Below are 11,420 nucleotides of genomic sequence, written 5' to 3'. Positions count from 1 at the left end.
ATTGTTAACGCAAAAGCCATTGCCGTTCCCGGTCCGCGGGAGGTAATGATTTTATTATCACAGACGACAGCATCATTACTGAATTGAATTTCTGGCCATTCGCTGGGCTTCAGTGCACCTGGATAACAGCTGACGCTCACCCCCTCTAGCAGGCCAACATGTGCCAGAACCATGGGTGCTGCACATATTGCTCCAAGCCATTTATCAGCCTGGTTAAACCGTTTGAGCAACGCATGAATCCGTTGATCGGCATTCAGATTGTTGGTGCCGGGTTGTCCGCCCGGCAGAACCATCATGTCGAATTCATCATCAATCACTGCATCCAGTGTGGCATCCGCCACCAAGCGGACACCACGGCTGGCAGTAATGTTTAGATCCTCCGTCAAACTGGCAGTAACAACATCTATCTCAGCCCGTCTGAGAACATCTATCAGCGTGACCGCCTCAATTTCCTCAAAGCCCTCAGCGAGTGGGATTAATACCGTTGCCATGAAAATAGCGTTTAACGTTTGCTCATAATGTTCATGCCTTTCAGCAGGTTCAATGCCTGAGAAAGCGGGTAATCACGCAGTGCTAAAGGCTGTTTTTCCTCTTCTTCATCGAGACCCGCTTCCGCGTCGGCCGGAGTTTCGTCTGATTCTTCCAGTAAACCATTTTCCAGATGACGACTGAGATCAACTTCTCGCAGCGGCTGGAAGCCATTATCTTCAGCTGCACTGATTTGTAAGGCATCAATCACGATATCAGGGTGTATACCATCTGCCTGAATAGAGCGTCCAGAAGGGGTGTAATACCGCGCGGTTGTCATCTTGACCGCGGTATCATTGGTTAAAGGCATAACCGTTTGTACTGACCCTTTACCAAAGGTTTTAGTACCCAGTATCACGGCCCGTTGATGGTCCTGCAAAGCCCCGGCAACAATTTCAGAAGCAGAAGCTGAGCCACCATTTACCAGCACAATAATAGGCGCGCCATTCAGCATATCACCAGGTTTGGCGTGGAATTTTTGATCGGCATCCTCAATACGTCCTTCAGTGTAGACAATCATGCCTTTGTTGAGGAAAGCATCAGAAACTTCAACCGCTGCATCTAAAACGCCGCCTGGATTATTGCGTAAATCAAGCACCAGACCTTTTAATTTGCCACCATTATCAGTCTTGAGTTGATTTACGGCGTCACGAAGATTCTCACCGGTTGGTGATTGGAAAGTAGTGATTCGTACATAACCATAACCTGGCTCCAGAACTTCGGTGCGTACACTTTTCACTTTGATAATGGCGCGAGTCAGTTCCAGTTTCAGCGGTTTATCAGCGCCTTCACGAATAATCGTCAGAACAATTTTGCTGCCCGGTTCACCACGCATGATGTCTACGGCTTCAGTCAGCGTCAGACCTTTAACAGGGGTGTCATCGAGACGGATAATCAGGTCACCGGCTTTTACACCTGCTTCAGCAGCGGGTGTTTCGTCAATTGGTGCAACCACTTTGACGAAGCCATCTTCCATTGATACTTCTATACCCAAGCCACCAAACTCTCCAGATGTGCCTTCACGGAGATCCTTGAATTCGCTGAGATCAAGGTAGGATGAATGGGGATCCAGTCCAGAAAGCATGCCGCGAATGGCGTTTTCCAGCAGAGCTTTGTCTTCCACCGGCTCTACATAACTGCTTTTGATGCGGCCGAAAATTTCAGAGAAAGCTCTTAGATCGTCTATTGGCAAGTCAGGCTTTGCGACAGTGTCTTTCTCGGCTGATACCATTTGACCAAAAATCAATGTGATGCCGATAATGACACCCGCTGTTACCAGCGCAAAATCACGTTTCAAAAAGCGCATATGAACTTTATTCCTTATTTCAAATTAACCTTGCTTGCGCAGCCATTGCATAGGATTGGTCGGACTGCCTTTATGACGTACTTCAAAATATAATCCAGCGGTTTGTCTGACACCCTGATCACCACTTTGAGCGATAACCTCACCAGCATTCACGGTATCCCCCGTGCTTTTCAGCAGACTGTCATTATTGCCATACAGCGTCATGAACTGTTCGCCATGATCAATGATGATTAACAAGCCAAAGCCTTTCATCCAATCGGCAAAAACCACCCTGCCCTCTGCGCTGGCTTTAACAGACGTGCCTTTTTCAGAGGCTATCAGTATGCCCTTCCAGCTGAGTTTATCAAGATTACGCTGGCTACCATAGCTTGCCAGTATTTTTCCAGACAACGGCCATTGTAACTTCCCACTCAGACTCGAAAATCGTTCACTTGGTTTCACCGTTTTTGATGGCGGAGGTCTTTTTGCTGCTTTTTTGGCGAGTGAGTCTAATAATGACTGCAGGTTTTTCTCTTCTTCTTTTAATGCAGCCAGTTGTGCATCCTGCCCTGAGATTTTTTTATTCAGCGCGGCAAGTGTTCTCTCACGTTCAACCGTTTGCTGTTTAAAAACTTCTTGCTGCGAGAGCTGTTGTTGTTCCAGTTCATCCAGATTTCTTTTAACAGCATAAACAGCTTTTTCCTGCTCCGTTAAGTTTTGCAAAGTCGTGTGCAAGGTTTCGAGCTGCTGCTGGCGGGCCGAGTGAAAATAACGGTAATACGTGTTGCTTCGACTGACACGCTCAGGAGACTGTTCAGACAATAATATTTTTAGATAACTGGGTTGAGCATTCATAAATGCAGAGCGAATTTGTTGATTTAATGCCTCCAGTTGCTTTGCCTGCTGCTTTTGCGTCAGTCCCAACTGCTGTTGAAGATTAAGTAATTCATCATCTTTAACCGCAATAGATTGTTTAATCTGATTTAACTCGCGACTTATTTCGGAAACCTTGAGACTCTGCTGTTTTAATTGCTGTTGTAATTCCGCTTTGGTTTTCTTGTTAAGGTTAATCGTTTTATCAAGCTCAGATATTTCACTCCGTACCGCTTCGAGCTTTTTTGCTGACGAAGGTTCAGCAGCAAGATTTAATGGCACAAAAAGCCAGAAAAACAAGATTAAACCACGAATCATCATCTGCACGTTCAGGTGAGTTTCACCAGAAGGTGATTATTCATTTCCGCTGGAATCGGGAGATCAAGCAGGCTCAGCATGGTCGGTGCGATATCAGATAAACCACCCTGTTCGGCACAGACTGCCGAACGTCCCGCATAGATTAACGGCACGAGGTTGCTGGTGTGGGCTGTATGCGCCTGGCCTTTCTCATTGTCCACCATCTTTTCAGCATTGCCATGATCTGCTGTTACCAGCATTTCGCCACCGCTTTCTTTTAATGCGGACCAGATTTTACCGAGACAGTTATCCAGTGTTTCAATGGCTTTAACTGTCGCATCAAAATTACCGGTATGGCCTACCATATCTGCATTGGCGAAGTTACAGATGATGACATCATATTGATTGCTGTGAATGGCTTTGACCAGTTTTTCGGCCACTTCCGGAGCATTCATCTCCGGTTGTAAATCGTAGGTTTCGACTTTTGGCGAGGGCACCAGAATCCGATCTTCACCTTCGTAAGGAACATCGCTTCCGCCATTAAAAAAGAACGTCACATGCGCATATTTTTCGGTTTCAGCAATACGCAACTGGCGTAAACCAACAGCAGAAATACATTCGCCCAGCAGGTTTTTGAGCTTTTCAGCCGGAAAAGCCACCGGTACATCAAAATCCTTCTTATATTCCGTCAGCGTGACAAATTTTGACAGTTTTGGTGCTGCCAATATGGGAAATCCAGTAAATTCAGTATCAATGAAACACTGGGTTAATTCACGAGCGCGATCAGCACGGAAATTCATGAATACGATACTGTCACCATCCTCAATCGGCACGGCATCACCAATTCTGGTGGCTTTAACAAACTCGTCCGTTTCTTCTCGGGCATAGGCGTCCTGAAGAGCTTCAAGTGCATTATCTGCCTGATAAACGGCTTTACCATTAGCAATCAGTTCATAAGCCTGTTGAACTCTATCCCAGCGCTGGTCACGATCCATCGCATAAAAGCGCCCGATAATACTGGCGAAACGGCCCTTACCGGTTTCGTTAAAACAGGCTTGCATGTCCGCAATGAACTTTTGAGCAGATTTGGGTGACGTATCGCGACCATCCAGAAAAGCGTGCAAATAAATTTTAGTCGCCCCGCGGTCTGCAGCAAGTTTTACCATGGCCTGAATATGACTGTCATGACTGTGCACGCCGCCATCGGATAGCAAGCCCAGAATGTGCAGGGCTTTATCATTTTTCACCACGTCATCCACCGCATCAGTCAGTGTTTGATTGGTAAAAAAAGATCCGTTTCGAATGGCGACACTAATCCGGGTGAATTCCTGATAAACCACCCGGCCAGCACCAATGTTGAGATGACCAACTTCAGAATTTCCCATCTGATCGCCCGGCAAGCCAACACCAGCGCCGGAGGCGTTAATCAATGTATGTGCGTAATCATTCCAGAGGTGATCCCAAACGGGGGTATTGGCAGCCAAAATGGCATTATGCTGGACCTCTTCACTATAACCCCAACCATCCATAATGATTAGCGCAAGTGGGCGGTGCATGTGGCTCATGAAACTATCCTTTAATCACGGGTTACGACGACCTGGGGTTGTGAAAAACAGTGAACACTGCAAATCAACAACAATGCTGTGTATTATATGGGCTTTTGTAATCAATTACAGTTGCAATCTCGTTGACTAACATCATTTCACAATCCGGAAACCCGCAAATGCATGCCATTAATGACGATATTGAACGCGCTGCATTTGCGCTGAAAGCAATGTCGAATCCATTGCGTTTGAAAATTCTTTGTACGTTGGGCGATCAGGAATTATCAGTACAGGATATTGTTGATCAGGTTGGCACAACACAAAGCAATGTGTCGCAGCATCTTGCCAAACTCAAAGATAAAAACATTCTGGCGGCAAGACGAGATGCAAACCGTATATTTTACCGGGTCAACGATGAGCGCCTTTTACGGCTAATCAGCATGATGTGCGAATTGTTTTGCGTAAAATAGAAATCATTATTTATTCATAAATTTAGGGTTGTTTAATGGAAAATCTGGGCGAATTTATTGTTAATCATTGGATACTGTCCAGTTTGTTTGTGGTGTTGTTGTTTTTGGTTTTTTCTGACTCACTCACTCGCAAACTGGGTGGGTTTAATGCCGTTGATGTGCCAACAGCTGTTAATCTGGTGAATCAGCAAAAAGGCTGTTTTGTTGATATTCGCGATAAAGCTGCATTTGAAACTTCACATATAGTCGATTCCGTTAATGTACCGGTGGCTGATATCGAGGCGAATCTCAAGTCGCTAAAAAATAAGGATCAGCCTCTGGTTCTGGTGTGTGACAGTGGTCAGCGTTCAAAAGCTGCTGCCAAACAGTTCAAAAAACATGGCTATACCAATATTTATGTAATGTCAGGTGGTCTGCACGCATGGCGAGATGCCAAACTGCCATTATTCACTTAAGACTTGGAGCGTTGTTATGAGCAAAGTCATCATTTATTCATCTGCGCATTGCCCGTATTGCACCATGGCAAAGCAGTTACTGGATCAAAAAGGTGTCAGTTATGACGAAATCCGTGTGGATCAGCATCCTGAAAAACGCCAGGAAATGATGCAAAAAAGTCAGCAACGTACCGTGCCGCAAATATTCATTAATGGTAAATCACTGGGTGGATATACCGATTTGGTTGATATCGATCGTTCGGGTCAGCTCGATGTTTTACTGACAAATAATTAAATTCTATTAGAGAGGGAAAATCATGGCTGAAGAAAACACAGCAGCAACAGAAGAACAACAACCAAAGTTCATCATTCAGAAGATCTACACCAAAGATATTTCATTTGAAACACCTAATTCTCCAGCCATTTTCCGTGAAGAATGGAAACCCAAACTGGATCTGCAATTGGGTAATGAATATAACCGTATTGATGAAGATACCCATGAAATTGTTCTGGTCGTCACAGTCACCGCGAAAGTTAATGATCAAGTCGCATTTCTGGCGGAAGTCAAACAGGCTGGAATTTTCACTTTGACCGGGTATAGCAAGGAAGAAATGGGTCCCCTGATTGGCAGTTACTGCCCGAATACTGTTTTCCCATTTGCACGTGAAGTGATTTCTGATGTGGTTATTAAAGGTGGTTTCCCACAACTCGTGCTGGCACCCGTGAACTTTGATGCAGTATACAAACATCAAATTGATCAGGCGCGTCAGCAGATGGAAGCAGCACAGGCTACTCACTAGCTTGTCTAGATGGCCATGACCGCTTCTTCTTTAATGCCAACAGTTGTCATTGGTGCCGGAGCCTGGGGTACGGCGCTGGCGATTGCCATGGCTCGCAATGGGCATGAAGTCTGGCTGTGGGGTCGTGACAAAGAACAGCTTTCCCGGATAGCGGCTGAACGGATGAACAGCCGCTATTTACCGGAAATTATTTTTCCGGATACATTGAAAATTGAAATGGATTTGGAAAAATCTCTGAAAAATTGCAGACATGTAATGATTTCAGTGCCAAGTGTGGCGTTTAGCGAAATATTGCATTGCATTAAACCTTTTCTGTCTGAAGATATCCCGATCAGTTGGGCGACCAAAGGTTTAACGCCCCACAATGGTCAATTTCTGCACGATACGGCTATTGAAATTCTGGGGCCTAAACATGCTTTAGCTGTCGTTTCTGGTCCATCGTTCGCCGCGGAGGTTGCGGCCGGGTTACCTACCGCTTTAACAGTTGCTTCCCGCGATACAGAGTTTGCCAAAGCCTTGGCAAATGCGCTTCATGGACCAGCTTTGCGGGCTTACACCACGGAGGATGTTTTAGGAGTGCAAGTTGGTGGCACGGTGAAAAACGTGTTGGCAATTGCCGCAGGTATCTGTGACGGATTAGGATATGGTGCCAACGCCCGTGCCGCTTTGCTGACCCGCGGTATGGCAGAAATTATGCGTTTAGCCAGTATATTGGGGGCTGAACCGGAAACCATGTTTGGTCTGTCTGGTATGGGGGATTTGATTCTCACCTGTACCGACAATCAGAGCCGAAATCGCCAGCTGGGCTTAGCGATTGGTTCAGGTCTTAAAGTTGATGAAGCGGTTTCAAAAGTCGGTAAGACGGTAGAAGGTATGCACGCTGCAAGAGAAGTTTTATTGCGCGCTCAACAGGCGGGTGTTGAGATGCCAATTGTTGAGCAGGTATGCAAAATCCTGTTTGAAGGGTACGATCCGCGCAAATCGGTTCAGGCATTATTATGTCGTGAACAAAAAGCAGAATCTCCGGTAATCGGAAAATCGTGATACGAATTAATTGAGGAAAATTATATGCAAGGCATTGTGAAATACAGCAGCATCATTGCACTCAGTGTGGCAATGACTGTCGGCTTGTCTGCCTGTGGCAACCCATTCAGTAAAAAATCATCAGATGATGATGAAGTCGTTATGTCACAAAGTGGTCCGATACTGTGGGAGTCAAATCTGCAATACGTTCGTATGGTAGAGCGGGATCAGCCTGGAACCAATCAGCACCCTTTACCAATCAATCAGGATGAAATGCGTGAAGTGCTTTCATCACTTTACGTCAATCAGCGCGTCTTACTGAGAACTCAGCAAGTCCCGTTGTTTTCACCGGGTGAACTGCAAATTTTAAGTTCAACGTTGGCACAGGGTTTAAACCGTGCTCAACCCGATGAAGATATTACCTTTGTCACGCTAGGGGTTCATGCCGGAGCGATTGCAGCGGAACGCAAAACCAACAGTGGTCGCGTGTTTGTTGATAACAATGGCCGCTTGAACATTATCTTCGGCCTTGTTCATGAGGAATACCGTGATAAAGAGCAATATACCGGTCAAGAGATTGATCGTCGGGTAAATCCATTATTACCGGGTACCCGTAAATCCGATTCTGAACCAGCAACCAAAATTGCTTTAGATAATGGCATTTCATATCACCAAGAGGATGGCTCTGAACGGTCTGACTGGGTAGTGATTGATATCCCAACCGTATTAGCTTCTGCAGCTGAGCGTAAAGGACAGGATACCGGCGCATTAACGCCTGAAATGCGTGAAGAAATAGCCAGAACCAAACGTCAAACAGATAATTTGACCGATGATGTGGCCAATATTAAGGAAGTCCTGTTTGAAATGTCTGAGCAGCTTGAACAGCTCAAACAACAATTAGAAGAAAGTAATCAGGAATAATGATTTCTTAACACATCAATAAAGGCGCTTCGGCGCCTTTTTTATTGCAATCTTTAAAGACGATAGCGCAAATCAGCAGATTTCGAGCGAGGCATTTCGACATTTTTTGACAGGCTGAGCACCTTAAACAGTTCTCCCATCTGTTCTGGCAATAATAAACGTTTCAAAGCTGCGGCCTGTTGCATCTGCTGAAAGGAATCTGGCGCATTTTGTTGGCTGAGATTGAGAATGTCACCTGCCAGCAGAAAATCACTCTGCCTTTGATAACCCTCAACTTGCAATCCTATTACATGGGCTGTTTCAGCTAACGCAGTGAAGTCCACATGAGCGGTGATATCCTGCAGGCCGACCAAGACCAATGGATCATTATGTGCCTGATGTTGATAGTGGCAACGCAGCATGCCCTGATGCCGCATGGGATGAAAATAGTCACTGGCTTCATAGCCATAATCAATTAAATATATAGCACCCTGGGTCAGTTTTTCGGCGATGGTGCCAAGCCAGGCAGGTGCTTGCATGGCAACTTCTGTCTGATAAGGAAACTGCGGCAGTAAGGGGTGAATTTGTTCGCAACGTGTCTGTAAAAAAGGATCAGTCACGGTTTGTGAAAGCCATGCCAGTTGCCCTTCTTCGCGCCCTACTCCAACCTCCAGAATCTGGTTTTCTTCAAACTGCACCCGATGCACTGGCATGGCATCGCACACTTCGTTTGCAATGATCACTCCGGTGAATTCAGTAGGCAGTTGATCCAGCCAGATCACGCGGTTCTGGTCACTTCCAAAAAGTTTATGTATTATTTCATATTGCTGTTGACGTAAGTGGGCACTTGCTTCGATTATGTAGTAATGTGCCGGCAGGCAATCAATTTCCTGCAGATACTGCAGAATATCGACCGCCATTTGCCCATTGCCCGCGCCAAATTCCAGGCAATCTGCCGCGGGTAGTTGTCTCAGTATATCCGCAATATGATTGCCCAGCGCCTGTGAAAATAACGGGCTTATTTCCGGGGCAGTAATAAAATCCCCTGCTTCGCCAATCTTACTTAAGCCATTACTGTAATAACCTAGTCCAGGTTGGTATAAAGCCATCTGCATAAATTCTGCAAAGCTCAGCCAACCATTACGGTCTTCTATGGTCTGAAAAATCAGTTGCAACAGTTGATCGCTATGCTGTTGCGCAATGGGGTCAGGTGCAGGTAACTTGGCGGTATCTTTCATTTAGTCGGTAATTTCAGTGAATAATCCCATTTTAGTAACAGGTGCCGGAAAGCGGGTCGGATTTCATATTGCTTCCAGGCTAAAGCAGGATGGTTATGATGTATTGGCACATTACCGTACTGAAACAGATGATGTCCAAAAACTAAAACAATTAGGCATACAGACTATTCAGGCGGATTTGCAGGATACTGCCAGCATTATGGCGTTTATCGACAAACTGCAGCAATTCAGTCTGGCTTATCGAGGCATTGTGCATAATGCCTCAGCATTTACACCGACAGCAGAAGATTTGTTTGAGGCTGCTGAGCAATATCAACATTTTTTCACCATACATATGTTAGCGCCGTTTCTTATCAATCAGGCGTTATCAACGCTGTTAATAGGACCGGGAAACGATCCGGCCGACATTATTCATATCACCGATATCAATGTTGAAAATCCTACCCCACGTTTTGATATTTATGGCACAACCAAAGCAGGATTGCATAATTTGACGCTGGTATCGGCCAAAAAACTTGCTCCGCAGATCAAGGTGAATTCAGTGGCACCGGGCCCGGTTCTGTTTACTGAGTCTCATACACAAGAAGCCAGGCAGAAAATGCTGTCTGAAACCCCACTGGCTCGTGAAGGTGGTGCGGAACCTGTGTATCTCGCAATAAAAAGCTTGTTAGAGAACCCCTTTATTACCGGCGCGACTATCCCAGTAGATGGTGGTCGCCGTCTCTCCAAAGCGTAATTCAGACGTTTGTATCAAAACCCCTGCAGGAGGCGTGACTTCTGCAGTGTCAGTAAGATAACTGAGCAGCTCACGAATAATGGGGTAAAGAAAATACTCATCAGTAATGCTGCTGACAGCGATATCAGCCTCTTCTGGCAAACTCAGCTGTTTCAGGATATCGATATCGGCTGGTCGATCTTTGGTTTTGCTTAACGGATCGTCCCGATCCCGACCTAAATTGATTTCAATCTGATTGCAAAAGCTCTTTAATTCTCTCTGTGATAAATCGGTTTCAACGAAGACGATGGTATTGAGGAAATCCCGATGACTGTTCATACCCACTGGCGGGATTTTTAATACTCGGCTTAGTTTTAGTGCTTTAAACTCTTGTAGCAGCGCAATGACCATTTTCTCGGTATTTTGCTGAGGATTTATGTTGCTGCCTAAACCAAGCAGATAACCTTTCTGCTGTCTCATTCGCTGGTGCGCTCAATCACAATTTGTGCCTGATTTTTTCCATGCAATTGGACGGGTTTGGTCAAAGTAAGCTTGAGCCGAGGAATGTCAAATGTCTTGAGTAAAAGTTGCGCTACCTCTTCAGCCAGGGTTTCTATCAACAGATATCGACTATTACTGACAAACTCGACAACGACATTGGCCACCGAACCATAATCCAAGGTGTTCGTAATATCATCCGATGCCGCGGCTTTACTGATATCCCAATCTATTTCAAAATCAAAGCGTAACGTTTGCAGCGTTTCGCGCTCCCAATCATAAATGCCGATAATCGTGTCAATTTTCAGATCATTTAGAAAAATTTTGTCCATGATGTCGCTTCAATGTTGGCAAAAGTGATAATGGTACTGAATAATACCGCTACATTTTCAAAGGTCACATCATAACATGCCTGAATTAACTGCCATCGCGCTGCTTGCATTGCTCGGCGCCTACCTCATAGGCTCATTATCGAGCGCTGTCATGCTTTGTAAGGTCTCTGGTTTACCGGATCCAAGGACTCAAGGCTCTGGCAATCCAGGCGCGACTAATGTGTTGCGGATGGGTAGCAAAAAGCTCGCGGCAATGGTCTTACTGATCGATGTGTTAAAGGGCGTCGTCCCGGTATTAATCGGGCAAATGTTGGACTTTGATATTAATATCTTGGCTTTAATTGCTTTTTTTGCATTTCTTGGGCACTTATACCCTGTATTTTTTCAGTTTAAAGGTGGCAAAGGTGTGGCAACGGCTTTGGGCGCGTTTCTGGCGCTGTCACCTGCCTTGGCTGGAGCGGCGTTACTGACTTGGATTGTGGT

Annotated in this window: 15 protein-coding genes; 8 read left to right on the top strand and 7 right to left on the bottom strand. The window is 45.5% G+C overall.

Annotation, left to right across the window (positions count from 1 at the left end; all coding sequences use genetic code 11):
* The 4 genes from B3182_RS12525 to gpmI form a co-directional block, all read right to left on the bottom strand.
* A partial coding sequence (locus tag B3182_RS12525; RefSeq protein WP_292752972.1) for a DJ-1 family glyoxalase III occupies window positions 1-491 on the bottom strand: 491 nt, incomplete at its 3' end.
* 11 nt (window positions 492-502) lie between these two features.
* Window positions 503-1,834 (bottom strand): S41 family peptidase, encoded by a 1,332-nt coding sequence (locus tag B3182_RS12520; RefSeq protein ID WP_292358665.1) that lies wholly within the window; start codon window positions 1,832-1,834, stop codon window positions 503-505.
* Window positions 1,835-1,858: 24 nt separating this feature from the next.
* Complete coding sequence (locus B3182_RS12515) at window positions 1,859-3,007, bottom strand: murein hydrolase activator EnvC family protein (protein WP_292411175.1); 1,149 nt, start codon at window positions 3,005-3,007, stop codon at window positions 1,859-1,861.
* 8 nt (window positions 3,008-3,015) lie between these two features.
* The gene (gene gpmI, locus B3182_RS12510; protein WP_292358669.1) at window positions 3,016-4,548 is read right to left on the bottom strand and encodes a 2,3-bisphosphoglycerate-independent phosphoglycerate mutase; all 1,533 of its coding nucleotides are present in this window, start codon (window positions 4,546-4,548) and stop codon (window positions 3,016-3,018) included.
* A 158-nt stretch (window positions 4,549-4,706) separates the two neighbouring features.
* On the opposite strand from gpmI, the gene B3182_RS12505 reads away from it, so the two are divergent.
* Genes B3182_RS12505 through B3182_RS12480 form a run of 6 tightly spaced genes read left to right on the top strand, consistent with a single transcriptional unit; the run spans window position 4,707 to window position 8,175 of the window.
* The gene (locus B3182_RS12505; protein ID WP_292358701.1) at window positions 4,707-4,997 is read left to right on the top strand and encodes an ArsR/SmtB family transcription factor; all 291 of its coding nucleotides are present in this window, start codon (window positions 4,707-4,709) and stop codon (window positions 4,995-4,997) included.
* Window positions 4,998-5,032: 35 nt separating this feature from the next.
* Window positions 5,033-5,452, top strand: a complete 420-nt coding sequence (locus B3182_RS12500) for a rhodanese-like domain-containing protein (RefSeq protein ID WP_292358670.1) — start codon at window positions 5,033-5,035, stop codon at window positions 5,450-5,452.
* A gap of 16 nt (window positions 5,453-5,468) precedes the next feature.
* The gene (grxC, locus tag B3182_RS12495; RefSeq protein ID WP_292358672.1) at window positions 5,469-5,726 is read left to right on the top strand and encodes a glutaredoxin 3; all 258 of its coding nucleotides are present in this window, start codon (window positions 5,469-5,471) and stop codon (window positions 5,724-5,726) included.
* A 22-nt stretch (window positions 5,727-5,748) separates the two neighbouring features.
* A complete protein-coding gene (secB, locus tag B3182_RS12490; protein WP_292358674.1) occupies window positions 5,749-6,231 on the top strand; it encodes a protein-export chaperone SecB in 483 nt (160 codons plus the stop codon).
* 9 nt (window positions 6,232-6,240) lie between these two features.
* Window positions 6,241-7,275 carry an NAD(P)H-dependent glycerol-3-phosphate dehydrogenase gene (locus tag B3182_RS12485; RefSeq protein ID WP_292358676.1) on the top strand — a complete coding sequence of 345 codons (1,035 nt, stop codon included), beginning with the start codon at window positions 6,241-6,243 and terminating at the stop codon, window positions 7,273-7,275.
* Window positions 7,276-7,299: 24 nt separating this feature from the next.
* Entirely contained in the window at window positions 7,300-8,175 is an 876-nt protein-coding gene (locus B3182_RS12480; RefSeq protein ID WP_292358678.1) for a hypothetical protein, read from the top strand.
* A gap of 53 nt (window positions 8,176-8,228) precedes the next feature.
* On the opposite strand, the gene B3182_RS12475 is transcribed toward B3182_RS12480, so the two are convergent.
* Window positions 8,229-9,392: a class I SAM-dependent methyltransferase gene (locus B3182_RS12475; protein ID WP_292358679.1), complete on the bottom strand. Its 1,164-nt coding sequence runs from the start codon at window positions 9,390-9,392 to the stop codon at window positions 8,229-8,231.
* Between the two features lie 16 nt (window positions 9,393-9,408).
* On the opposite strand from B3182_RS12475, the gene B3182_RS12470 reads away from it, so the two are divergent.
* A complete protein-coding gene (locus B3182_RS12470) occupies window positions 9,409-10,128 on the top strand; it encodes an SDR family oxidoreductase (RefSeq protein ID WP_292358681.1) in 720 nt (239 codons plus the stop codon).
* Here the strand turns inward: B3182_RS12470 and folK are convergent.
* Both folK and folB read right to left on the bottom strand, forming a co-directional pair.
* Window positions 10,060-10,587: a 2-amino-4-hydroxy-6-hydroxymethyldihydropteridine diphosphokinase gene (gene folK / locus B3182_RS12465; protein ID WP_292358683.1), complete on the bottom strand. Its 528-nt coding sequence runs from the start codon at window positions 10,585-10,587 to the stop codon at window positions 10,060-10,062. The genes B3182_RS12470 and folK overlap by 69 nt on opposite strands.
* Complete coding sequence (folB, locus tag B3182_RS12460; protein ID WP_292358684.1) at window positions 10,584-10,937, bottom strand: dihydroneopterin aldolase; 354 nt, start codon at window positions 10,935-10,937, stop codon at window positions 10,584-10,586. Before folB ends, folK begins: the two co-directional genes overlap by 4 nt.
* A 76-nt stretch (window positions 10,938-11,013) precedes the next feature.
* Between folB and plsY the strand changes: the two genes are divergently transcribed.
* Window positions 11,014-11,420, top strand: a 407-nt coding sequence (gene plsY / locus B3182_RS12455; protein ID WP_292752969.1) for a glycerol-3-phosphate 1-O-acyltransferase PlsY, incomplete at its 3' end; no start/stop codon positions are given.

The organism is Methylophaga sp. UBA4204 (assembly GCF_002379485.1).
Lineage (GTDB): Bacteria > Pseudomonadota > Gammaproteobacteria > Nitrosococcales > Methylophagaceae > Methylophaga.
The sequence above is the reverse complement of the archived record's forward strand: the minus strand, read 5'-3'. Positions and strand labels throughout refer to the sequence as shown.

What these genes read in the sequence shown, in the direction of transcription:
- B3182_RS12520 (WP_292358665.1), bottom strand. Translation starts at nt 1,834, where the DNA reads ATGCGCTTTTTGAAACGTGATTTTGCGCTGGTAACAGCGGGTGTCATT.
- B3182_RS12475 (WP_292358679.1), bottom strand. Translation starts at nt 9,392, where the DNA reads ATGAAAGATACCGCCAAGTTACCTGCACCTGACCCCATTGCGCAACAG.
- B3182_RS12500 (WP_292358670.1), top strand. Translation starts at nt 5,033, where the DNA reads ATGGAAAATCTGGGCGAATTTATTGTTAATCATTGGATACTGTCCAGT.
- B3182_RS12505 (WP_292358701.1), top strand. Translation starts at nt 4,707, where the DNA reads ATGCATGCCATTAATGACGATATTGAACGCGCTGCATTTGCGCTGAAA.
- gpmI (WP_292358669.1), bottom strand. Translation starts at nt 4,548, where the DNA reads ATGAGCCACATGCACCGCCCACTTGCGCTAATCATTATGGATGGTTGG.
- folK (WP_292358683.1), bottom strand. Translation starts at nt 10,587, where the DNA reads ATGAGACAGCAGAAAGGTTATCTGCTTGGTTTAGGCAGCAACATAAAT.
- B3182_RS12485 (WP_292358676.1), top strand. Translation starts at nt 6,241, where the DNA reads ATGGCCATGACCGCTTCTTCTTTAATGCCAACAGTTGTCATTGGTGCC.
- folB (WP_292358684.1), bottom strand. Translation starts at nt 10,937, where the DNA reads ATGGACAAAATTTTTCTAAATGATCTGAAAATTGACACGATTATCGGC.
- secB (WP_292358674.1), top strand. Translation starts at nt 5,749, where the DNA reads ATGGCTGAAGAAAACACAGCAGCAACAGAAGAACAACAACCAAAGTTC.
- B3182_RS12480 (WP_292358678.1), top strand. Translation starts at nt 7,300, where the DNA reads ATGCAAGGCATTGTGAAATACAGCAGCATCATTGCACTCAGTGTGGCA.
- grxC (WP_292358672.1), top strand. Translation starts at nt 5,469, where the DNA reads ATGAGCAAAGTCATCATTTATTCATCTGCGCATTGCCCGTATTGCACC.
- B3182_RS12515 (WP_292411175.1), bottom strand. Translation starts at nt 3,007, where the DNA reads ATGATGATTCGTGGTTTAATCTTGTTTTTCTGGCTTTTTGTGCCATTA.